At 61.4% G+C, this 21878-nt stretch carries 17 protein-coding genes; 6 read left to right on the forward strand and 11 right to left on the reverse strand.

The features are described from left to right. Positions 1–307: 307 nt before the first annotated feature. A complete protein-coding gene (locus ABV589_RS19865) occupies positions 308–1276 on the reverse strand; it encodes a LysR family transcriptional regulator (RefSeq protein WP_064586051.1) in 969 nt (322 codons plus the stop codon). Between the two features lie 281 nt (positions 1277–1557). On the opposite strand from ABV589_RS19865, the gene ABV589_RS19870 reads away from it, so the two are divergent. The 4 genes from ABV589_RS19870 (at position 1558) to ABV589_RS19885 (ending at position 6485) form a co-directional block, all read left to right on the forward strand. Then, complete coding sequence (locus ABV589_RS19870; protein WP_367083190.1) at positions 1558–3057, forward strand: efflux transporter outer membrane subunit; 1500 nt, start codon at positions 1558–1560, stop codon at positions 3055–3057. A 171-nt stretch (positions 3058–3228) separates the two neighbouring features. After that, positions 3229–5394 carry an FUSC family protein gene (locus ABV589_RS19875; RefSeq protein ID WP_367083192.1) on the forward strand — a complete coding sequence of 722 codons (2166 nt, stop codon included), beginning with the start codon at positions 3229–3231 and terminating at the stop codon, positions 5392–5394. Positions 5395–5410: 16 nt separating this feature from the next. After that, positions 5411–5611 (forward strand): DUF1656 domain-containing protein, encoded by a 201-nt coding sequence (locus ABV589_RS19880; RefSeq protein WP_003221811.1) that lies wholly within the window; start codon positions 5411–5413, stop codon positions 5609–5611. A 10-nt stretch (positions 5612–5621) separates the two neighbouring features. Further along, complete coding sequence (locus ABV589_RS19885) at positions 5622–6485, forward strand: HlyD family secretion protein (protein ID WP_367083193.1); 864 nt, start codon at positions 5622–5624, stop codon at positions 6483–6485. Between the two features lie 146 nt (positions 6486–6631). On the opposite strand, the gene ABV589_RS19890 is transcribed toward ABV589_RS19885, so the two are convergent. Both ABV589_RS19890 and ABV589_RS19895 read right to left on the reverse strand, forming a co-directional pair. Next, positions 6632–7030: a DUF4440 domain-containing protein gene (locus ABV589_RS19890; RefSeq protein WP_367083194.1), complete on the reverse strand. Its 399-nt coding sequence runs from the start codon at positions 7028–7030 to the stop codon at positions 6632–6634. Continuing rightward, positions 7027–8397, reverse strand: coding sequence for an MFS transporter (locus ABV589_RS19895; RefSeq protein ID WP_367083196.1), 1371 nt, complete (start codon positions 8395–8397; stop codon positions 7027–7029). Before ABV589_RS19895 ends, ABV589_RS19890 begins: the two co-directional genes overlap by 4 nt. A 109-nt stretch (positions 8398–8506) precedes the next feature. On the opposite strand from ABV589_RS19895, the gene ABV589_RS19900 reads away from it, so the two are divergent. Continuing rightward, positions 8507–9388, forward strand: a complete 882-nt coding sequence (locus ABV589_RS19900) for a LysR family transcriptional regulator (protein ID WP_367083197.1) — start codon at positions 8507–8509, stop codon at positions 9386–9388. A 133-nt stretch (positions 9389–9521) separates the two neighbouring features. Here ABV589_RS19900 and ABV589_RS19905 read toward each other — a convergent pair whose 3' ends face one another. Together ABV589_RS19905 and ABV589_RS19910 are read right to left on the reverse strand one after the other, a co-directional pair. Then, positions 9522–10346, reverse strand: a complete 825-nt coding sequence (locus ABV589_RS19905) for an SDR family oxidoreductase (RefSeq protein WP_367083198.1) — start codon at positions 10344–10346, stop codon at positions 9522–9524. A 35-nt stretch (positions 10347–10381) separates the two neighbouring features. Continuing rightward, positions 10382–10846: a hypothetical protein gene (locus ABV589_RS19910; RefSeq protein ID WP_007969553.1), complete on the reverse strand. Its 465-nt coding sequence runs from the start codon at positions 10844–10846 to the stop codon at positions 10382–10384. Between the two features lie 178 nt (positions 10847–11024). Here ABV589_RS19910 and ABV589_RS19915 point away from each other — a divergent pair, with 178 nt between their 5' ends. Then, positions 11025–13877, forward strand: a complete 2853-nt coding sequence (locus ABV589_RS19915) for an RHS repeat-associated core domain-containing protein (protein WP_367083200.1) — start codon at positions 11025–11027, stop codon at positions 13875–13877. 74 nt (positions 13878–13951) lie between these two features. On the opposite strand, the gene ABV589_RS19920 is transcribed toward ABV589_RS19915, so the two are convergent. From ABV589_RS19920 to ABV589_RS19945, 6 genes are all read right to left on the reverse strand, one after another. Then, a complete protein-coding gene (locus ABV589_RS19920; protein ID WP_007969551.1) occupies positions 13952–15403 on the reverse strand; it encodes a mannose-1-phosphate guanylyltransferase/mannose-6-phosphate isomerase in 1452 nt (483 codons plus the stop codon). A 209-nt stretch (positions 15404–15612) separates the two neighbouring features. Then, a complete protein-coding gene (locus tag ABV589_RS19925) occupies positions 15613–16269 on the reverse strand; it encodes an alginate O-acetyltransferase AlgF (protein WP_127651075.1) in 657 nt (218 codons plus the stop codon). Positions 16270–16284: 15 nt separating this feature from the next. After that, positions 16285–17457 (reverse strand): alginate O-acetyltransferase, encoded by a 1173-nt coding sequence (locus tag ABV589_RS19930; protein ID WP_367083203.1) that lies wholly within the window; start codon positions 17455–17457, stop codon positions 16285–16287. Positions 17458–17467: 10 nt separating this feature from the next. After that, the gene (locus ABV589_RS19935) at positions 17468–19033 is read right to left on the reverse strand and encodes an MBOAT family protein (RefSeq protein WP_007969546.1); all 1566 of its coding nucleotides are present in this window, start codon (positions 19031–19033) and stop codon (positions 17468–17470) included. Between the two features lie 248 nt (positions 19034–19281). Continuing rightward, the gene (locus ABV589_RS19940; protein WP_123587185.1) at positions 19282–20406 is read right to left on the reverse strand and encodes a mannuronate-specific alginate lyase; all 1125 of its coding nucleotides are present in this window, start codon (positions 20404–20406) and stop codon (positions 19282–19284) included. A gap of 8 nt (positions 20407–20414) precedes the next feature. Then, complete coding sequence (locus ABV589_RS19945; RefSeq protein WP_367083205.1) at positions 20415–21875, reverse strand: alginate O-acetyltransferase; 1461 nt, start codon at positions 21873–21875, stop codon at positions 20415–20417. Positions 21876–21878: the final 3 nt, after the last annotated feature.

The raw sequence follows: 21878 nt of genomic DNA on the forward strand, positions 1-21878 counted from the left end.
TGGTCGACCAGGGAATGGAAACCCGGCAGGGCCAAGGCCCTCCCACGCACAGCTCGCCATTAAGCAAGCTTGAAAAGTGCGCCATTCTAAACCCGGACGACCAAGTCCGGTCGTTGATTCGTCAACGACCCCCTGAGCCTATCCACCCCACTTCCGACCCACAACCGTCAAAACCTGTCGGAAAACTCCCTCCAAATCACCGCTTCTGTAGGAGCTGCCGTAGGCTGCGATCTTTTGATTTTTAAACATCAAGGTCAAAAGATCGCAGCCTGCGGCAGCTCCTACAGTGAACACTGTGTGTTGAAAATCAGTTGGCGACGCGGGCTCCGGCGAGGCTGCCGCTTAACTCGTAGGCGGCCAGTTCTGCCTGATGCGCGGCGAGGATTTCCGGCAGTGACCCGCGCAAATACTCGACCCAGGTCTTGATCTTCGCATCCAGGTACTGCCGCGACGGGTAGATCGCGTACAGGTTGAGTTCCTGCGAGCGGTAGTTGGGCATCATCCGTACCAGCGTGCCGTTGCGCAGCCCTTCAATGGCGGCGTACACCGGCAGGACGCCGACGCCCATGCCGCTGATGATCGCGGCTTTCATCGCGTCGGCGGAGTTCACCAGGAACGGCGAGCTGTTGATGGTGACCATTTCCTGGCCGTCGGGGCCGTTGAAGGCCCACTTTTCCAGGGGGATCACCGGGCTGACGAGGCGCAGGCAGGCGTGGTTCAGCAGGTCGCTGGGTTTTTGCGCGCAACCGTTGGCTTTCACGTAGGCCGGGGAGGCGCAGACGATGCTGTAGGTGATGCCCAGGCGTTGCGAGACGAAGCCCGAGTCCGGCAGTTCGCTGGCCAGCACGATGGACACGTCGTAGCCCTCGTCGAGCAGGTCCGGCACGCGGTTGGCCATGGTCAGGTCGAAGGTCACGTCCGGGTGGGTCTTGCGGTAGCGGGCGATGGCGTCGATCACGAAGTGCTGGCCGATGCCGGTCATGGTGTGCACTTTCAACTGGCCGGCGGGGCGCGCGTGGGCCTGGCTGGCCTCGGCTTCGGCTTCTTCGACATAGGCCAGGATCTGTTCGCAGCGCAGCAGGTAGCGCTTGCCGGCCTCGGTCAGGGCGATGCGCCGGGTCGTGCGATTGAGCAGGCGGGTTTGCAGGTGGGCTTCCAGGTTGGAGACCGCGCGCGAGACGTTGGCCGTGGTGGTGTCGAGTTGCACGGCGGCGGCGGTGAAGCTGCCGGCTTCGGCCACGCAACTGAAGGCGCGCATGTTTTGCAATGTGTCCATGGGGTGCTCTCAAGGGAGATGGCAAATTGTGACACGAAGTTTCAGGGGCTGAGACCCCCGACCAAGGGATTATCTCGTTAACGGTAACAAAGATTCACAGGAATCCCAGCTTATCGCCGTTCAGGCCGCCCCCTAGAATTGCGCCGTTCCCTGTAGGAGCTGCCGAAGGCTGCGATCTTTTGATTTTGTTTTAAGGGAATCAAGATCAGAAGATCGCAGCCTGCGGCAGCTCCTACAGAGGGAGCACGCCCCGCCTTATCCTCTTTCAGGAATTCGCAGCTGTGCCGCGTCGCATCATCAGAGCGCTTTTGCCGCTCAGTGTTCTGGCTTTTACCCTGGGTCTCAGCGGCTGCATCTCAACGCAAGGAATTGCCCCGCATAGCACGGCATTGGAAGCCGACGCACTGGCCACTGACGACGCCATCGCCCATGCCGCCCGTGACGCACACTGGCCCACCGCACAATGGTGGCAAGCCTACGGCGACCCGCAACTCAATCACTGGATCGATCTTGCCGTGCAGGGCAGCCCGAGCATGGCCATGGCCGCTGCGCGAGTGCGTCAGGCCAAGGCCATGGCCGGTGTCGCCGAAGCGGCCGAGTCGTTGCAGATCAAGGGCGAGTCGACGCTCAAGCGCCACAACTGGCCGACCGATCAGTTCTACGGTCCGGGCGAGCTGGCCAACACCACCACCTGGGACAACAACGCCGCGCTGGGCTTCAGCTACGCCCTCGACCTCTGGGGCCGCGAAAGCAACGCCAGCGAGCGCGCGGTGGATCTGGCGCACATGAGCGCCGCCGAAGCGCGGCTGGCGCAGCTGGAATTGCAGAGCAATATCGTGCGCGCCTACATCGAGTTGTCGCTGCATTACGCCCAGCGCGACATCGTCGCCGCGACGCTCAAGCAACAACAGCAGATTCTCGACCTGGCGCAGAAGCGACTGGACGGCGGCATCGGCACGCACTTCGAAGTCAGCCAGGCCGAAACGCCATTGCCGGAAACCCATCGGCAACTGGATGCGCTGGACGAAGAAATTGCCCTGAGCCGTAACCAGATCGCCGCGCTGGCGGGCAAAGGCCCGGGCGACGGGGCGAAGTTGCAGCGGCCGACTCTGGCGCTGGGTGCTGCGTTGAAACTGCCATCGGCCTTGCCTGCCGAGCTGCTCGGTCAGCGCCCGGACGTGGTTGCCAGTCGCTGGCAAGTAGCGGCGCAGGCACGCGGTATCGATGTGGCGCATGCCGGGTTTTATCCCAACGTCGATCTGGTCGGCAGCCTCGGCTACATGGCCACCGGTGGCGGGGCGCTGGAGTTTTTGACCGGCAAGAAGCTCAACTACAACGTCGGCCCGGCGATCTCGCTGCCGATCTTCGACGGTGGGCGTTTGCGCAGTGAGCTGGGCGAAGCGTCCGCCGGGTATGACATCGCCGTGGCGCATTACAACCAGACGCTGGTCAATGCGCTGAAGAACATCTCCGACCAGTTGATCCGCCGCGAGTCGATGGACAAGCAGCAAGCCTTCGCCGCCGAATCCGTGGCCACCGCGCAGAAGACTTACGACATCGCGATGATCGCTTATGAGCGCGGCCTTACTGACTACCTCAACGTGCTCAATGCGCAGACCTTGTTGTTCAAGCAACAGCAAGTGCAGCAGCAGGTGCAGGCCGCGCGCTTGAGTGCGCATGCGGAACTGGTGACGGCGCTGGGTGGCGGCCTCGGGGCTGGCAACGACGTGCCGACTGCCGAGCAAACGGCAGCCCCGAAAACCCCGGCCCTGCTGCGGTGAACACTATCCCGACGGCATGCGCAAACCTGTGGCGAGGGAGCTTGCTCCCGCTGGGCTGCGCAGCAGCCCCAAAAATCTTGTGAGCGCTGCGCACTCAAGCGGGAGCAAGCTCCCTCGCCACAGGAATTGCGTGATTCACAGACTTTTCCTTCATTTATCGAGCAAGTCCAAATGACTCCCTTGCCCGCACCTCTACGCTGGCTCTACTCCCTGGAATGGCGTCGGGGTTTGTTTGACTGGGCGCGCAGCGATGGCGTGACCTGGGTCTACATCTTCAAGGTCTTGCTCGCCGCGTTCCTCACGCTGTGGCTGGCGATGCGCCTGGAGTTGCCGCAACCGCGTACGGCGATGATCACCGTGTTCATCGTCATGCAGCCGCAGAGCGGCCAGGTGTTCGCCAAGAGTTTCTATCGTTTCCTCGGCACGCTGGCCGGGTCGGCGATGATGGTCACGCTGATCGCGCTGTTCGCGCAGAACACCGAGTTGTTCCTCGGTTCGCTGGCGATCTGGGTCGGCATCTGCTCGGCCGGTGCGGCACGTTGCCGTAACTTTCGCGCCTACGGTTTTGTCCTTGCCGGCTACACCGCAGCGATGGTCGGATTGCCGGCGCTGGCGCACCCGGACGGCGCGTTCATGGCCGCCGTGTGGCGGGTGCTGGAGATCTCGCTGGGGATTCTCTGCTCGACCGTGGTCAGCGCCGCGATCCTGCCGCAAACCGCCAGCGCGGCGATGCGCAACGCGCTGTATCAGCGCTTCGGTGTATTCGCGCTGTTCGTCACCGATGGCCTGCGCGGGCGCAGCAAAGCCGAGTCGTTCGAAGCGAGCAACGTGCGCTTTATCGCCGAAGCGGTGGGCCTGGAAGGGCTGCGCAGCGTGACCGTGTTCGAAGACCCGCACATGCGTCGGCGCAACGGTCGCCTCAGCCGCTTGAACAGCGAATTCATGGGCATCACCACCCGCTTCAACGCGCTGCATCAGTTGCTCGAACGTCTGCGTGGCAATGGTGAAGAACACGTGGTGGCCGCGATCCGGCCGGGTCTGCAGGATCTGGCCGAAGTGCTCGACGGCTTCAGTGGCCGCGCCCTCACCAGCCCGGATGCCGCACGTCTGGCGACGGCATTGGCCGCGTACAAGGAAGGCCTGCCGACGCGCGTGCGAACCTTGCGCGGTATTTTCCAGGAAACCGATCCGAGTGAAGCCGAACAACTGGATTTCCATACCGCGTACGAGCTGCTCTATCGCTTCGTCGATGACCTGCACAGTTATGCACAGACCCACGCGTCGCTGGCCGATCACCGCCACGAACGCGAGCGCTGGGACGAGCCGTTCACCCCGCAAACCAACTGGTGGGCCGCTGCCGCTTCAGGTATTCGCGCGTCGTTCATCCTGATCGTGCTCGGCAGTTACTGGGTCGCCACCGCGTGGCCGAGCGGCGCGACCATGACCCTGATCGCTGCCGCCACCGTGGGCCTGTCCGCCGCCACGCCGAACCCGAAACGCATGGCTTTTCAAATGGCCTGCGGGACGTTCCTCGGGGCGCTGATCGGCTTCGTCGAGATGTTTTTCATCTTCCCGTGGATCGACGGTTTTCCGCTGCTGTGCGTGATGCTCGCGCCGGTGATCGTGCTCGGCTCGTTCCTCGCTTCGCGGCCGAAATATGCCGGGGTCGGTCTCGGTTTGTTGATCTTCTTCAGCACCGGTTCGGTGCCGGACAACCTGACCATCTACAACCCCTACACCTTCATCAATGACTACATCGCCATGGTCATGGGCATGCTGGTGTGCGCGGCGGCGGGGGCGATCATTCTGCCGCCGAACAGCCGCTGGTTGTGGAAGCGCCTGGAGCAGGATCTGCGTGAGCAAGTGGTCTATGCGATCAGCGGCAAACTCAAGGGCCTGGCGTCAAGTTTCGAGAGTCGTACCCGTGATCTGCTGCACCAGGCTTACGGTCTGGCGGCAGGTCAGCCGACCGTGCAGAAAAACCTGCTGCGCTGGATGTTCGTGGTGCTGGAAGTCGGCCACGCGATCATCGAGTTGCGCAAGGAACAGGCGATCCTCCCGGTGCACCCGGCGTACGCCGAATCGCAGCCGTGGCGTCAGGCGATTCGTGTGATGGGCCGGGCGCTGGTGCGGCTGTTCCTGCAACCGAACCCGAGCAATCTGGAGCGCGCACTGGTGGCGGTCGATCACGCGATCAGCCGGGTCGCCGCGACCGATGAGCCGTTCGCGCCGCATTTCGACACGTCCGCGCTGCGCCGGGTGAAGAGCTACCTGCACTTTATCCGCACCTCATTGCTCGACCCGCAATCACCACTCGCCGCCTATGCCGTCGCCTAGCCCGAAGGACTTGCCCATGCCTCGTGAAATCGCCTTCCACGGCGTGTACATGCCGACCATGACCCTGATGTTTTTTGTCGCTGCGGCGCTGGCCTGGGCGCTGGACCGGTTCCTGTCGGGGTTTGATCTGTACCGTTTTTTCTGGCACCCGGCGTTGCTGCGCCTGAGTCTGTTTACCTGTCTGTTCGGCGCCATGGCGCTGACTGTCTACCGTTGAGAACGCTCTGATGAAAAAGTTTTTCAGCCTGCTCGCGACCCTGCTGGTGCTGGCCCTGGCGCTGTGGATCGGCCGGACCCTGTGGGAGCACTACATGAATACGCCGTGGACCCGTGACGGCCGCGTTCGTGCCGACATCATCAACGTCGCCGCCGACGTCACCGGTGAAGTCATTGATGTGCCGGTGCGCGACAACCAGTTGGTGAAGAAGGGCGACCTGCTGATGCAGATCGACCCGGAGCACTACCGCATCGCGGTCAAGAAGGCGCAGTCGCTGGTGGCTTCGCGCAAGTCGACCTGGGAGATGCGCAAGGTCAATGCGCATCGCCGCGCCGACCTCGACAATCTGGTGATCTCCAAGGAAAACCGCGACGACGCCAGCAACATCGCCGACGCCGCGCTGGCCGATTATCAACACGCACAAGCGCAACTGGAAGCCGCCGAACTCAACCTCAAACGCACTGAAGTGCGCGCAGCGGTGGATGGCTACGTGACCAACCTCAACGTGCATCGCGGCGACTACGCGCGCATCGGCGAAGCGAAAATGGCCGTGGTCGACATGAACTCGTTCTGGGTCTACGGCTTCTTCGAAGAGACCAAACTGCCGCACGTGCGCGTAGGTGACAAGGCCGACATGCAACTGATGAGCGGCGAAGTATTGAAGGGCCACGTGGAGAGCATCTCTCGCGGCATCTACGACCGCGACAACCCGGAAAGCCGTGAGCTGATCGCCGACGTCAACCCGACGTTCAACTGGGTACGTCTGGCGCAGCGAGTGCCGGTGCGCATTCACATTGATGAAGTGCCGGAGGGGGTGTTGTTGGCGGCGGGGATTACTTGCACGGTGGTGGTGAAGCAAGACGCTGTCGAGTAACCCAGTGGTGAGGGAGCTTGCTCCCGCTGGGCTGCGCAGCAGCCCCAAACCTGCTCGCCAGTGAGGTCAGACACACCGCGTAGACAGGTTTGGCGACTGCTACGCAGCCGAGCGGGAGCAAGCTCCCTCGCCACAATGGGATTCCATCAACCTTGGCAAAACGTCTCCTGCAAATGCCGCCACAGCACCCGCCCGTCCTGGCTCTTTTCAAACACCACCGTCGACCGGCGATCGGTGTGCAACCCGCTCGCATCGCTCTGCTGCTCGCGATAACTCAGCGTCGCGCCATGCGCATGCAGGGCAATCCCGCGCAGCTCACTGAGCTCGATCCTGAACCCGGGCTTGTTCCCGCCCGCCGCCTGAAACAGCCCGCGCAAGGCTTCGATATCCAGCACCCGGCCCAGCGGCGTGACCATGGAAAAATCCGCCGAGAACCGACTCAGCAAGCGCGCAAGTTCCGCCGGATCCTGTTCCACGGCAAACCATCGTTCGATGACCAGGTGGGCCTGGATCACTTCATCAAAATATTCGTTGTAGTCAGTCATGTGGATTTTTCCTGGAGGGAAGGTGAGCTCAAAAGGGCGAGCACTTTGGAGGCGTCGAAACGCAGCACGGCTATCATGGGCAGCAAGGTGAGCAAGGCCGCCGCGACAAAGCAGTATTTGAATCCGTTGCCGCCCAGTGCGCCCAACAGCGAACTGAGCAGCGCCGCGCCGAGACAGAAACCGAGCTGGCGATTGATGTTCCACAGAGCGCTGGAATGCCCCATTTTTTCTGGCGCGACGCCGACAAACGCCAGGCTCTGCGCGGTTACGCTGCACAGGCTGCCGCCCAGTCCCATCAAGGCATAGGCAATGACCAGCGGCGCGGCGGCGGGTTGTTCGATGCGCATCAGCAGGACAATCCCCAGGCACTGCAAAAGCATCCCGGTGATCAGTAACGGTTTGGGGCCAATGCGGTTGAAACTGCGTTTGCCGAGCATGATCGCCACCCCCGATGCGGCCGCCCAGGACAGCATCAGCGCACCGGTCTGCGCGGCGCCGAAACCGAGGTCGTGCAGGTACAACACGGCAATCATGTTGGTGCCGGTAAACACCCCGGGCACGAACAGGTAGATCAACATCGCCAGGCGCAACGACGGACTCTTGAGCAGTTGCAGGTCGAGCACCGCGTCAGGTTTGTGCCAGCCATCACGCAGGTACAGCCCCAAGGTGACGGCGCCGAGCAGCAGAACGCCGCCGGCGAGGTGACGGGTAGCGGCGGCGCTTGCCAGGCTCACGGCAATCAACAACAGACTCAGGGCTGTCACAGCCAGCAGCAAACCGCGCACATCCAGTGTCGGGCGTTGCGTACCGGGTTGATCCGCTTTCAACCACAGCAGACCCAGACCGAACGCGAGCAGCGCCATTGGCATGTTCAGGTAGAAAATCCAGCGCCACGACAACGCCTCGACGATCAGGCCACCCGCCGCCGGTGACAGGGCCGGCACCATTAACGCGACCATCAGCACTACGCCGGTCAGGTGCGCGCGTTGCGCCGCTGGAAATTGCCGATAGGCCAAGGCCTGACCGATCGGCAACAACAAGCCGCCACCGAGCCCTTGCAGCAAACGCCAGCCGATCAGGCTTTCAATCGACCCGGCCTGGGCCACCAGCCCCGAGGCGATGCCGAACAGCAGCAGCGAGCCGAGTATCAACCGCCGCTCGCCCAGCCGCGCTGCCAGCCACACGCTCAGCGGAATGACCAGCGTCAGCCCGAGCATGTAGGCGTTGGTGATCCACGCCAATTGCGTCACCGAGGCCTGTAATTCCCGGGCGATGTCCGGGTAGGCAATGCTCGAGGCGAACATGTTCAACAGGTCGAGGGCGAACCCGAACAGATACACCAGCGCGACTTTCGAGCGATAGGCCATGGCAGCTTCCCTGTGATGAGACGTGCAGGGTAGGGCGCTTGTGGCGTTAGGAAAACGCTGGTTTGCCTGCTAGTTTGTCAAAATTATTTTGACAGAGAGCGCACTGGACATGGTCAGCCTGGACCGTTTTGACACTTTCAAAGCCGTGGTCGAGGCCGGGTCGTTGACGGCTGCCGCCGATACTCTGGGCCAGACCCGGGCGGTGGTGAGCTTCAATCTCAAGCGCCTGGAAGAAGAACTGGGCGTCACCTTGCTCACGCGCAACACCCGGCAACTGGCCCTGACCGATGCCGGCGAGCGCTTCTATCGGCGCTGCCTGCGCACCCTCGACGAAGCGCGACTGGCGATCGAGGAGGCGCGCTCGGAGCACTCGCAACTCAAGGGTACGCTGCGCATCACCACCACCGTGGAATTTGCCCTGGCCCAGGTGGTGCCGGCGCTGGAAGTGTTTCGCCAGCAACAGCCGCAATTGAACATTCACCTGTCGACGTCCTCGACCCACGCCGATCTGATCTCCGAACGCTTCGACATGGCGATCCGTCTGGGGCGCATGCACGATTCCAACCTGCGCGCGGTGCAGTTGTCGACGTTCGAAGTGTTTGCGGTGGCCGCGCCGCAGCTGGTCGAGCGCTTTGCGCCGGTTGCCACGCTGGCGACGCTGGAGTCGATGCCGACGCTGGGCCATGGCCGCGTCCCGGAAATGACCGTTACCGACCCGACCGGCAGCGAGCATGTCTACCAGCCAAAACCGGGAACCACCGCCATCGTCGCCGACAACTCGGCGACGCTCAGAGCGTTTGCGCTGACCGGGCAAGGCGTGGCGATTTTGCCGCAGTGGTTGATTCAGGAGGATCTGCAGGCGGGGCGATTGGTGCGATTGCTCGCCGATTACCGCTTTGCCCAACAGGGTGTTTACGCGTTGTACCCGGATACCCGGCATTTGCCGCTGAAGGTGCGGGCGTTTATTGATTTCATGAAGGGTTGGGGCTGAGGATCTCGAGTGATTGTTCCGGCCTCTTCGCGGGCAAGCCACGCTCCCACAGTTTTTGTGTCGCTCTGGATATCCGTGTACACCGCAAAACCCTGTGGGAGCGTGGCTTGCCCGCGATAGGAGCACCTCGGTCTCAGAGCTGGCCGCGCAACCCGAACCGTTTCATCAACGTCGACTCCAGCAACCCCTTGGGCAACAACGTCGCCAGCAACGGCAACGCGCGGCTGCCATTGCCAATGCGGATCAATCTTGGCGGCGTGCCCTGCTGCACAGCCTTGAGTAATTGCGCCGCAAACTCAGTGGCCGGCGTCGGTTTGTCCTGCGAGGCCTTGGCCCGCGCGCGAATCCCCTCACGCAATGGAAACCACGGCGACTGTTCGTTGATCAGTTGCTCGGCCTCATGCCCGGCATTCTTGGCGAAGCTCGACTGGATCGCCCCCGGCTGTACCTCCATCACGCGAATGCCGAACGGCGCCAGCTCCATGCGCAACGCATCGCTCAAGGCATGCACCGCCGCTTTCGAAGCGCAGTAGGCGCCGGCGAACGGCGTCACCAGAACCCCCGACACACTGCCGATATTCACCACCAGCCCCTTGGCCCGGCGCAGCACCGGGAACAGTGCACGAGTCACGCCGACAATCGAGAACACATTGGTTTCGAACTGACGCTGCATGGCCGGCACGCCGCCATCGAGCAGCGGCCCCATCGCGCCATAACCGGCATTATTGATCAGCACGTCGAGGCCGCCGTGTTGCTGGTTGATGCGCTCGGCGAGTTGTTCCAGCGCCACGCTGTCATTGACATCCAGCGCGATGGCGGTGAACCCGGCAGCGGCGAGGGTCGCAACATCATCAGGCTTGCGCGCACTGGCCCAGACTTCGTAACCGGCGGCTTTGAACGCATCGGCGAGGGCGCGGCCAATGCCGCTGGAGCAACCGGTAATCAACGCAACGGGCATGGCGCATTCCTTGTGCAAAAAAGTGGGGAAGGGGATCAGTCGGAGAAACTGCCCTGCAAGCGCTCGGCGCGAAACTCCAGGGTTTGCGGACGGTAACCGGGGCGCAGCGGTGGCATCGGCAAGCAGTCTTCCCAGTCGCCGCCGGCCTGCAATTCACCGGGGCCGCGATAGCGTGGCGCGGTGTATTGGTTGTCGGCCAGATTCACCGTGTCACCCGGCGCATAGGCTGCGATGCGCCAGCGCAGTTCGGTCAAAGGCACGTCGTTGCCGTTTTTCATTTTCAGTTGCAACGGGCGATCCGCCGGGCACTGTTCAGGGGCGTAGGCAATGCGCATCTCCAGACGCGCCAGTTGCTTGAGTTCGCGGTTGTCCAGCCACACCACCCACACGGCCACCAGGCCCAGACCGATAGCCGCGGCCACGGAGACCGGCACAGCCTTGGCGGGATAGCGCAGCAGCAGAATCAACCAGGTGATGATCAGCAGGATGCCGATGAACATGAGGGAACGCTCCTTGGTTCGTGAGTACCATCCTACCGGAGGGCCGGCACAATGGACATTCGCGCGTATTCCGAATGTACCGTCAGTCGATACTGTAATTTCTGACAGTTGAAAATCGCAAAGCGCGGATGCTCTGATGCCCAGAAGCATGGTTAACGGTAGTGCCGGGAGCAAGCTGATGAACAAGCATGGCAAAACACCGACGCTTTCGGTAAGCGACCCGCGCGGATTGCAGATTCGGACGGTTGGTTATTGGCGTGCCGAAGACCTTTGCCCTGCTCAAGCCCGCATCAATCGCACGATGCGTGACGCTGCCGGAAGGGTTGTTGAACAGTGGGATCCGCGCCTGTGGGCACTGCAAACGACCGAGCCGCTGACGCCTGCGAATCTGCGCACCCTTTATTCGTTGATCGGGCAAACGCTGCGCTCCGACAGCGTCGATGCCGGTACGCAGCTGGCGTTGTACGGGCCAGGTGCCGAGACGCTGTACGACTGGGACAGTCGAGAAACCTGGCGCGAGGTGCAACACGACCCGCTGCTGCGTCCGATTGCCGTGTTCGAAGAAGGTGCATCCGAGCCTCGGCGGTGCGTCGAACGTCTCACTTACGGTCAGCCCGGCGCGGGTGATACCTCGCGGAATCAGCTGGGCCAGTTGATTCGGCACGATGATCCGGCGGGTAGTGTGTGCTCGCAAAGCTTTGCAATCAGTGGGCAATGCATTGAAAGCACACGGCACTTCACCCTCGACCACAGCGTCGCCGATTGGCCGCAAAACGTTGATGACCGCCAGCGCTTGCTGGAACCCGGCGACGGTGCCAAGACCCGCTGGCGCTTCGGGCCGCTGGGGCAGGTACTCGAACAAGTCGATGCGCGTGATAATCACCATGGCCGCGAGTTGACGCTCGACGGTCAGTTGCGCGCCTGCCATCTGCAATTGCGGCACCAGACCAAAGCGCTAACGCTGGTGAGCGACATTCGTTACAACGCTGATGGGCAAGTCACTCAGGAACTGGCGGGCAATGGTGTGCTGACGACGCTGACCTATCAGCCCGAGGACGGTCTTCTGCTAACCCGCCATGCGAGGAAAGCCGGGGCCGAGATATTGCAACATCTGATCTACGACTATGACCCGATGGGCAACTTGCTGAGCATCGAGGACAAGGCACTGCCGATCCGGTATTTCGCCAACCAGCGTATCGATCCTGTCAGTCGTTTCGACTACGACAGCTTCTACCAGTTGTATGTGGCCACCGGTTGGAAAGCAGGTGCTGCTACTCAAGGTCCGGCGTCCATCGGACGTGACGATCCGGCAGCAGTGAGCAATTATCGACAGACCTTCAACTACGATGAATCCGGCAATCTGCTGCTGCTGACGCATGTTGGCGCGCGCAATGGCCGCGAGCTCAAAGCTGCGCGATCAAGTAATCGCTGTTTGCCTTACCGTAATGGCGTGCCACCGACGGAAGAGGAGATTGCCGCGGCGTTCGATCCCCGTGGCAATTTGCGAGCGCTGTATGCGGGGAGTTCATTGACGTGGAATCTGCGTAATCAGTTGCAATCGGTCACGCCGGTCGAACGTGCCAGCGGACCCAATGACCGTGAACACTATTACTACGACGGTGCCGGCCAACGTGTGCGCAAGATTCGCTCACTCCAGACGAATGCCCGCGGCGTCACGGCCCAGGTGCGCTATTTGCCTGGGCTGGAGCTACGCACCGACACGGCCACCGGTGAGCAACTGCAAGTGATCTGCGTCGAGGGCCACATCAGCCGTGTACACGTGCTGCACTGGGAAAGTGCTCCGCCCACCGGTTCCAATGACCATTATCGGTACACGCTGACGGATCATCTCGGATCGACCTGCCTGGAACTGGGCGAGGATGCCCGGCTCATCAGTCAAGAAACATTCTTCCCGTTCGGTGAAACGGCGTGGAGCAAGGACACCGAGGCCAGTTACAAAACCCTGCGTTATTCGGGCAAGGAACGCGATGCCACAGGTCTCTATTATTATGGCTATCGCTATTACATGCCGTGGTTGCAGCGCTGGTTGAATCCTGACCCGAAAGGCTTTATCGACGGGCCGAACCTGTACCAGATGGTGGGTAACTCGCCCATGGGCCATGTCGACACCGATGGTGGCGGAAAGACCGCCACATCTGAATTGGCTGACAGTGTGCAAAAGCAGCAGGCATTAATGAGCACGATGACCTCGGCGGCAGCGGACGTCAGAAATTCATTGCTTAATCACACTCAGGCGCGACACCGGTTTCAGGCCCTTGTCAGGCGCGTCGGGACGCAACTGGCCAGCAGCATGTTCAGCGCAGGCGCTCAAGCCGCAGGGGGCACGATTGGCACTGCAATGGGCAACGTGTTCGGACCGGTAGCCGGTTCTCTTGGGGGCAAGATTGGCACCAAGGTCGGCGATAAGTTGGCGGGTGCAGCCATCGACAAATTGGTGGACACCTATCAGTTGAACCGACCTATCCATTTCAAAGGCAGCGAATTGAATCCCAAGGCTTTGGTTGAAAGCGTCGAGCCGAAAAAGAAGCTGAGTCTTGCCACAGTGAAACTGGAATTGGCAGCGCATGATCCGCGCACAGCCGACGGTCGATCACGTTTGACCAAAATGGCGCGCGCCAAGGTCGAGGACAAGGTGATCGAGGCAGTCTCTGAAAAACTGGGAGCGCAAACTCGGGGGCTGTTCCAGACGGGAAGGGAATTCATCGATGCAGCGCAGGGGATGAATGCCGAGGCGTTAAGCAACACTTACGAACATCTTTCGGCAGACATCGACATGGTCGAGTTCAGGACGCAAGCCATCCTGACCGAGCTGGCAACCACCGGCAGCTCGGATCCGGAGCTTTTCGAAGCGGTCTCCGACTTGTCGATGCAAACGTCCAGTACGGTGCAGGGCCTGCAGCGGACCCAGGACTTTATCGGACTGCTCGCACCGGCTCCTTACGCGGGAAGGCAGCAATCACTGGGGGGACATTCCCGGCCAAGGCTGACTCGACAACATTCGTTGAGTTGAAAAAAGCCCCCGCCCAACCCACTGCGGATAGGGGACGCAGCGGGCTGGACGGGGGCTTCTTGTTCTGCAGATCGTTACTGCGCGATGGTTTTCACCGACACGCCGCGTTCGATCGGGGTGGAGCGACCGTAGATATCTTCGAAGCGTTCGATATCGTCTTCACCCAGGTACGAACCGGACTGCACTTCGATGATTTCCAGCGGGATCTTGCCCGGGTTGCGCAGGCGGTGCACCGAGGCGATCGGGATGTAGGTCGATTGGTTTTCGCAGAGCAGGAACACATTTTCATCGCAGGTCACTTCAGCGGTGCCGCTGACCACGATCCAGTGCTCGGCGCGGTGGTGGTGCATCTGCAGCGACAGGCAAGCGCCCGGTTTGACCGAGATGTGCTTGACCTGGAAACGCCCGCCCATGTCCACCGAGTCATACGAGCCCCACGGACGGTAGACCTCGCAGTGGTTCTGGGTTTCGCTGCGGCCCTGCTCGTTGAGGGTGTTGACCATCTGCTTGACGCCCTGAACCTTGTCTTTGTGGGCGATCATCATCGCGTCCTTGGTTTCGACCACGACGATGTTTTCCAGACCGATCACCGACACCAGTTTGCCGTTGCCGTGGATCATGCAGTTCTTGCTGTCCTGGATCACCACGTCGCCTTTGCTGACGTTGCCGTTGGCGTCTTTCTCGTTGACTTCCCACAGCGACGACCAGCAGCCGACATCGCTCCAGCCAGCGGTCAGTGGCACCACGCAGGCGCGTTGGGTTTTTTCCATGACGGAGTAGTCGATGGAATTGTCCGGGCAGCAGGCGAAGGTGGCTTCGTCAAAGGTGATGGTGTCGGCGTCCTGCTGGCTGCGCTCGAGGGTCAGCAGGCAGGTGTCGTAGATGTCCGGATCGTGCTTTTTCAGCTCTTCGAGGAAGCGGCTGGCGCGGAACAGGAACATGCCGCTGTTCCAGTAGTAGCCGCCGGATTCGACGTATTCGGTGGCGCGTTTGACGTCAGGTTTCTCGACGAAGTGCGAAACGCGGCTGACGCCTTCAGGCAGCAACGAATCGCCGGTGGATTTGATGTAGCCGTAACCGGTTTCCGGTTTGGTCGCCGGCACGCCGAACAGCACCATCTCACCGTTTTCGGCGGCGACGGTGGCCAGGGCGAGGGCGCGTTGCAGGGCTTTCTGGTCTTCCAGCACGTGGTCGGCCGGCAGCACCAGCATCAGTTCGTCGCGACCTTCATTGACCAGCATCATCGCGGTCAGCGCCACCGCCGGCGCGGTGTTGCGGCCGAACGGCTCCATGAGGATGCGCTGGCATTCGAGGTTACGGTTGGCCAGCTGTTCGTTGACGATAAAACGGTGATCCTTGTTGCAGACCACGATCGGCGTGTCCATGCCTTCGAACACCAGACGTTCCAGGGTTTGCTGGAACAGCGTGTGTTCACCGGTCAGGGCGAGGAATTGTTTAGGGAATTGCTTACGCGAAAGCGGCCAAAGACGTGAACCGCTACCACCTGACAAGATCACCGGAATCATATTGTTTACTCCATAAAATCGATTGGTTAGAGGCACGAACGTTGTGTCGTTTCACTCTTGTTTTTGTCTCGTTCTGAACGTTCACCTCGGTCCCTGTGGGAGCCTGGCTTGCCAGCGATGGCATCACCTCGGTGTATCTGCAGAACCGAGGTGTCTGCATCGCTGGCAAGCCAGCTCCCACAGGGAGCCGGGTCAGTTCGGAAAATCTGTTAGCGAGTCGACACCGGGCGTTTCACCCAGACTGGCGACAGGCTGCTGCCGGAACCGGTGACGTACAGCACCGCTGCTTCACCGCGCTCCAGCGCGACCGGTTTCACGTCGCCGACTTTCTTGTCGCCTTCGTACAGCGCCAGGCTGACTTTCACCGGGTTGATTTCACGCTCGCCACGGCCCTTGGCGGCCACGTTCGGCACCACGTCGGTCTTGCCGTCGGCGGTCTTCAGGGTCAGCGGCTTGTCGCTGAGGTTCTGCACGCGCACCAGGGATTTCTGCTTGTTCTTGAACGGTGGTTCTTCGATCAGTTGCGGCGCGCCGGATGCGTTGTTGACCAGGGTGTAGTAGTGGTCGCCGGCGAGTTTGACCGGCAGGGTCTGGCTGCCGATCTTGGCGCTGTAGTCACCGCCCGGCATGAAGCTGAAGTCGCTGCTGGCCAGTGGTGCAACGTCGCTCAGGTTGGTGCTGCCGACGGTGGCGCTGACTTCGGCGTTGCTGGCGTTGTAGACACGCACGAAGGTCGAGCCTTTCGGCGCGGTCGGGCCGTACAGCGCGGCGTCACCACCGGCGAAAGCCTGGACCGACAGCACGCTCAGACCAGCAACCAGTGCGAAGCGTTTTGCGAGACGACGAGGAGTAGTTGTGAAAGTCATGGTGTTACCTCTCTTTCAGTTTTGCGCCCGATCGGGCGTCTCGGATTTAGTGTTGATGGCTACGTTTTGTTGGCGAGCACCGGCTTGTTTGAGCTCTGCGACCCACTGTGGGTCGGCGTCGCCGATTTCGTTGTTCACAGGCAGATATCGTTCAGGAAACTCCCAGATCAGCACCTGTGGCGGGCTGTTCTTGAAGTCATCGCTTTTCAGGTAGCTGAGCATCGGCAGGATCGGGCCGTGGCCGTCTTCGGCGTAATTCACGACGTCGCTGTGCAGCGCCTGTTTCAGCGCACCGACGAAGTTCCAGTTGGGGTTGGCGCTGTAGCTGGTGCCGATCAGTGCGACCGGTACTTCGCTGCTGGCGAACAGTGCGTCGTCACCGGCAGGTTGCTCGGCGGCCACGGTGTTGCGCTTTTGCAGCGGCTCTTGTGTCGGCATCAAGTTTTCGAACAGCGGGTCCAGCGGCAGGAACAGACGCAGGTCGCCCTTGTGCGTGACCTTCTCCGCTGGCGTGGTGACGAAGCGTTGCGGCTCGCCGCTGAGCGGGAACTTGTCGGCAATGGTTTTCGCCAGGGTGTTGGCCGCGATCTCGGCGCCTTCCGGGGTCCAGTGGGTGTCGGTGCGCAGGAACACTTGCTGACCGTTCTGCTTGGCTTTTTGCAGCGGGCCGAGCAGATCCGGGGCGAGGATCTTGTCTGCCGCGACACGGGCGTGGAAGTCCTGATAGAGGTTGGCGTGGATGCTCGCCGGCTTCACTTCACCCAGGTGTTCCGGGTACAGGCGCACCTTGGCCGGCACGATCGCCATCACCAGTTTCACGCCTTTCTCTTTCAGGGTCTGGCGCACGCCTTCGACCAGCGCGTAGTTGCCTTGCAGGTTCAGCTCTTCGTTGACGATCGGGTTGAATTCCTCGTCGCTGTACAGCCACTGATCGCGACCAAGCACTACGCCCGGACGACCTTCGTTGAACAGTTTGAAATCCAGCGCCGCCCAGAGGTTGGTGCCCAGACGCTTGATCGGAAACTGATCGTCGTAGTGGGTTTCCACGGCTTTGGTCCAGCGACCGTTAAGCACGGTCGCATCGGCGTTGGTGCTGAAGCCGAAGAAGCTGCGCACCGACCACAGACCGAGCACCAGCAGGGTCACCAGAAACAGCGCGATGTAGAAGATGCGTAATGAGCGGGTCATGTCAGATCCCTCAGAACTGGAAGTAAAGGAACGGCGAGAAGCTTTGCGCCGAGAGTTTGAGAATCGAGGCGATGAACAGCAGCAGGATCAGCCCGCGCATCACGTAGCGTGACCAGTCCGCCGTCCAGTAGGCCGGTTGCACCTGGGCTTCGACGCCGACGGTGTAGCCAGGCTCGTGGATGCTCGCCGGGTTTTCGCCAGGCGCGGCTTTGATCATGCCCGGGGTCGCGGTGGCAGGGCCGTTGGCCTCGACGTTGACTTCAGGTTTGCTCTTCACCGGAGGCTGGTTGGTGTACAGATCACGCAGGCCGAAGAACGCCAGGGTTGCGTACGCCACCACCAGGGTTGCCACTTGCAGACCGGTGAGGCTGGCGCGGTTGAGTTCCGACAGCGACCAGTCGCTGAAGCTGAACATCGCGCCGTACATGCGCCCGGCGACGTGCAGGTTTTCGGCACGGAAGATCACCCAGCCCATCACCACCAGCAGGAAGGTCAGCGCCCAGCGAATCGGGTTGAGGCTGCGCGGCGAGGTGTTGATGCCGAGCATTTTTTCGATCGCCAGCCACATGCCGTGCCAGGCGCCCCAGACGATGTAAGTGATGTTCGCGCCGTGCCACAGACCACCGAGGAGCATGGTCAGGAACAGGTTGCGATAAGTCATCAGCGTGCCTTTGCGGTTACCGCCGAGGGTGATGTACAGGTAGTCACGCAGCCAGGTCGACAGGCTGATGTGCCAGCGCCGCCAGAACTCGGTGATCGACTGGCTGATGTACGGCTGCTTGAAGTTTTCCATGAAGCGGAAACCCATCATCAGGCCCAGACCGATGGCCATGTCGCTGTAGCCGGAGAAGTCGAAATACAGCTGTGCGGTGTACGCCAGCGCGCCGAGCCAGGCGTCACCCGTGGTCGGGTTTTGCAGGGCGAAGCAGTGGTCGGCGACCACCGCGAGGGTGTCGGCGATGAAGACCTTCTTGATGAAACCCTGCATGAACCGCGTGCAACCTTCGGAGAACTTGTCGAGGGTGTGGGTGCGGTTGTTGAACTGATCGGCGAGGTCGCGAAAGCGCAGGACCGGGCCGGCAATCAGGTGCGGGAAAATCGCCACGAACGCCGCGAAGTCGATCAGGTTGCGCGTGGCCGGGGTGTCGCCGCGATACACGTCGATGATGTAGCTGATCGACTCGAAGATGTAGAACGAGATACCGATCGGCAGCAGCACGTGGGTCAGGATAAACGGCTCCAGACCGAACGAGGTCATGATCGCGTTGATGCTGTCCACGCCGAAGTTGGCGTACTTGAAGTAGCCGAGGATGCACAGGTCGACCGCCACGCCGAGCAGCAGCCAGCGCTGTGCCGGTTTGGTGCGCACGCCGGCGGCACCGACTTTCAGGCCGATCCAGTAGTTCCACAGGGTGACGCCGGCGAACAGCGCCAGGAAGTCCACCCGCCACCACGCGTAGAACACGTAGCTGGCGATCAGCAGCAACAGGTTGCGATAGCGTTGCCCGCTCAGGTAGTACAAGCCGAGAAAGATCGGCAAGAACAGAAACAGGAACACGTTGGATGAAAATACCATCCCGATCTCTCCATGTTTGAACCAACAGTCAAGGGCCAAAGCCCCCCCAAACCCCCCACGAAAAACGGGGTGGTTGTATTGCATGCTGCGCACTTGCCTGTGGCGAGGGAGCTTGCTCCCGCTGGGGTGCGAAGCGCCCCTGAAAACCTGATCACACGGTGTGTCAGTCAATCCGTGTTCACTGGGTTACGACTGCTTCGCAGCCGAGCGGGAGCAAGCTCCCTCGCCACAGGGGAATATCGTCAGCCTTACGAACCCTTGTTGCCCTTTTCGTGCGACGGGTCGTAGACCTTGGTCAGGTCGCCACCCAGGCGGAAGGTCTTGAACGGTTGCATGCCGTGCTTCTTCTCGATCACATCCGCCGGGCAGGTGTAGAGCGTGCAGAACGGTTCGAGCCAGGCGAATTTCATGTCCTCTTTCAAGTCGGTCATGTCCTGCTCTTTGCCGTTCTTCTTCTCGAACTGGTCCGGGTCTTTCACCCCGGCCAGCACCCGATCTCCCAGACGCTTGAGCGCGCTGTTGTTTTCCTGACGCAAATCGACACCGTTGACCTGGGCGAAACTGGCGATCATCGCCAGTGGCGGCAGGGCGTAGTTGTGATAGGCGAGGGCGCGTTGCTGGCGCTTGAGTTCGTTGGGCAGGAAGCCGTCGGCGTCGATTTGATTGACCCCGACCTTGTATTCCTTCACCGCCCAATCAAACAGGTCGCGGCGGTTGGTGGCGACGGCGGTAGCCATCACCGACCAGGCGGCCCAGTACGAGTGGTTGTTGGTTTTTTCCAGCGGCAGGTTGTCCCAGTCGCTGACCACCTGATCGGCCATCTTGCTGAACCACGCCTCGATCTGCTGCGCTTCTTGCTGATGCGTGGCCAGCGGATGCGAGTCGGAGAACTTCAGGCGAATGTACGAAGAGGCCATGCTGCCCAGCGCCCATTTGCGCATCGACTTGCCGGTGTGGTTGAAGTCTTTCGACATCAACGCATCGGCCTTGGCCCACGCGGTCAGCCAGTTCAGCGTGCAGTCGAGCTGCTCCGGACGACCGTCGCGCATGAACTGCATGACGCGTTTGGCGGTGCCGCGCTCCAGGGTGGTGATGTCCTTGGTGGTGTCGCGGAAGGCTTTTTCCGACTGCACGTTCAGGGTCGCGCGGGCCTTGTCCGAGCCTTCGTACTTGCTGCGAAATTGCAGCGGCCCGGTGTACGGCGCCGGCATTGCATCGCAGCCTTCGCTGTTGTCGCCGCTCTTGAATTTATCCACCGGCGCAAAGTAGCCCTGTGGCGGACGCAGTGGCGCGGCGGCCTGAGTGGCCCCGGCGAACATCGCCAGAGTCAGCAGGGATGGCGCAAGCAAGTGTTTGATCGTTCGATTTCGCATAGCAGACCTCATTGCCCGAGCTGAGCGGTTTGTGGCCCAGCGCCCGGGAATACGTTGCGTTTGCAGATTTTCGCTTCGACTTTTTGTGGCGCGGTGCCCGCTTCCGGGCCCTGGACTTCGACTGCCAGCAGGTTTTGCGAGGCCCAGTCTTCGTCCGTGCGCAACTCAAAGGCGAAACGACCGTCGGTGTCGGAGGTTTCCGGTTTCTCGATCTTGATGTCCTCGTGGCGACCGTTCATGTACCAGAGGGTGGCTTGCAGGGTTTTCACCGAGGTGTCGGCGAAGCGGATGTCGACCTGATGGCTGCTGTTCTGCAGGTTCAGGTTCTTGCTGTTGACCAGCAGTTCCTGTTTGCCGCCAGGCTTGAGCGTGGTGCTGGCGGACATTTGCGTGTCTTTGCCTTCGCAGCCGTTGTCGAGCAGCGACATCATCTGGCGGTAGATGGTCTCCTGGTCGAGGCGGTACAGCGGCGAGAATTCCCAGATCAGAATCTTCGGCGGAGTCTTCTGGAATTCATCGCTACCGAGGTACTGCAGCATCGAGCCTTCCAGACCACCGCCGGGGAAGGCGACGTTGAGAATGTCGGCGCCAATGGCCTCTTCGAGGAAGCCGGCGAAGTTGTAGTTCTTGCCGCTGTGCGAGGTGCCCACGAGGGTGATCTGCGGGTTGCCGGAATCACCGAACAGGTCGCCGTCACCGGCCTCGCCTTTCGGCTCGGTGGTGAACTGGTCCATGTACTGGATCGCGTAACTGGTGCCGCACAGTTGCCCGGCCATGTTGTGCAGGGTGCCGGTCTTGCCCATGCGCCCGGTGCGCTTGGTCTCGAATTCACGCTTGGGAATGTCGGCGAAGGCCGGGATCTGCTTGACCTTCTCGGCGACGATTTTCGCTGTGCGCTGAGCGCCGTACGGGGTCCAGTGCTGGTCGCCACGGAAGTAGAAATCGTGGGCGGGCAGGGTGTCCGGCAGCGATTCGTTGGTCAGCGGCGAGAGGTCCGGCACCACGTAACCCATCTGCGCGAAACGCCCGAGCATGGTCTTGTAGTTGCCCAGCGCTTTCTCGTAATCGAACGCGGCTTTTTCCTGTGGGTTGAGCTTGTTGCGGTTCACCAGGCCACGGGTCGGCTGGTAGACGATCACTAGTTCGACGCCTTTGGCCTTGAACGCATCGTGCAGCTGTTGCAGGCGTTTGTAGCCGGCCGGGGTGGTATTGAACTCGGTGCGCAAATCTTCCTGGGTACGGAATAGCCAGTCGCCCTGCGCCTGCACCAGGGTGGTGAAGTTCTGCTGGTAGCGCGTGGTGTAGTTCTTCGCATCGTGCGCGGCCGGGCACAGGCTGCAGCACGGTTCGGCGCTGAATTTTGGCGGCGTGGCGCCCGCCGCTTCATCGGCGCGGGCGCCTTGACTGGCCGCCAGAATGCCCACGGTCAGGGCCGACAGGCTGAGTAATTTGATCAAGTGTGGGTGCATAAA

Origin of the sequence: Pseudomonas sp. HOU2, from assembly GCF_040729435.1 — a bacterium.
GTDB lineage: Bacteria > Pseudomonadota > Gammaproteobacteria > Pseudomonadales > Pseudomonadaceae > Aquipseudomonas.

Bases quoted from the DNA above. Each gene is read 5' to 3' on its own strand.
- ABV589_RS19900 (WP_367083197.1), top strand. From the start codon at position 8,507: ATGGTCAGCCTGGACCGTTTTGACACTTTCAAAGCCGTGGTCGAGGCC.
- ABV589_RS19875 (WP_367083192.1), top strand. From the start codon at position 3,229: ATGACTCCCTTGCCCGCACCTCTACGCTGGCTCTACTCCCTGGAATGG.
- ABV589_RS19920 (WP_007969551.1), bottom strand. From the start codon at position 15,403: ATGATTCCGGTGATCTTGTCAGGTGGTAGCGGTTCACGTCTTTGGCCG.
- ABV589_RS19935 (WP_007969546.1), bottom strand. From the start codon at position 19,033: ATGGTATTTTCATCCAACGTGTTCCTGTTTCTGTTCTTGCCGATCTTT.
- ABV589_RS19940 (WP_123587185.1), bottom strand. From the start codon at position 20,406: ATGCGAAATCGAACGATCAAACACTTGCTTGCGCCATCCCTGCTGACT.
- ABV589_RS19885 (WP_367083193.1), top strand. From the start codon at position 5,622: ATGAAAAAGTTTTTCAGCCTGCTCGCGACCCTGCTGGTGCTGGCCCTG.
- ABV589_RS19905 (WP_367083198.1), bottom strand. From the start codon at position 10,346: ATGCCCGTTGCGTTGATTACCGGTTGCTCCAGCGGCATTGGCCGCGCC.
- ABV589_RS19895 (WP_367083196.1), bottom strand. From the start codon at position 8,397: ATGGCCTATCGCTCGAAAGTCGCGCTGGTGTATCTGTTCGGGTTCGCC.
- ABV589_RS19865 (WP_064586051.1), bottom strand. From the start codon at position 1,276: ATGGACACATTGCAAAACATGCGCGCCTTCAGTTGCGTGGCCGAAGCC.
- ABV589_RS19890 (WP_367083194.1), bottom strand. From the start codon at position 7,030: ATGACTGACTACAACGAATATTTTGATGAAGTGATCCAGGCCCACCTG.
- ABV589_RS19910 (WP_007969553.1), bottom strand. From the start codon at position 10,846: ATGTTCATCGGCATCCTGCTGATCATCACCTGGTTGATTCTGCTGCTG.
- ABV589_RS19925 (WP_127651075.1), bottom strand. From the start codon at position 16,269: ATGACTTTCACAACTACTCCTCGTCGTCTCGCAAAACGCTTCGCACTG.
- ABV589_RS19945 (WP_367083205.1), bottom strand. From the start codon at position 21,875: ATGCACCCACACTTGATCAAATTACTCAGCCTGTCGGCCCTGACCGTG.
- ABV589_RS19930 (WP_367083203.1), bottom strand. From the start codon at position 17,457: ATGACCCGCTCATTACGCATCTTCTACATCGCGCTGTTTCTGGTGACC.
- ABV589_RS19915 (WP_367083200.1), top strand. From the start codon at position 11,025: ATGAACAAGCATGGCAAAACACCGACGCTTTCGGTAAGCGACCCGCGC.
- ABV589_RS19880 (WP_003221811.1), top strand. From the start codon at position 5,411: ATGCCTCGTGAAATCGCCTTCCACGGCGTGTACATGCCGACCATGACC.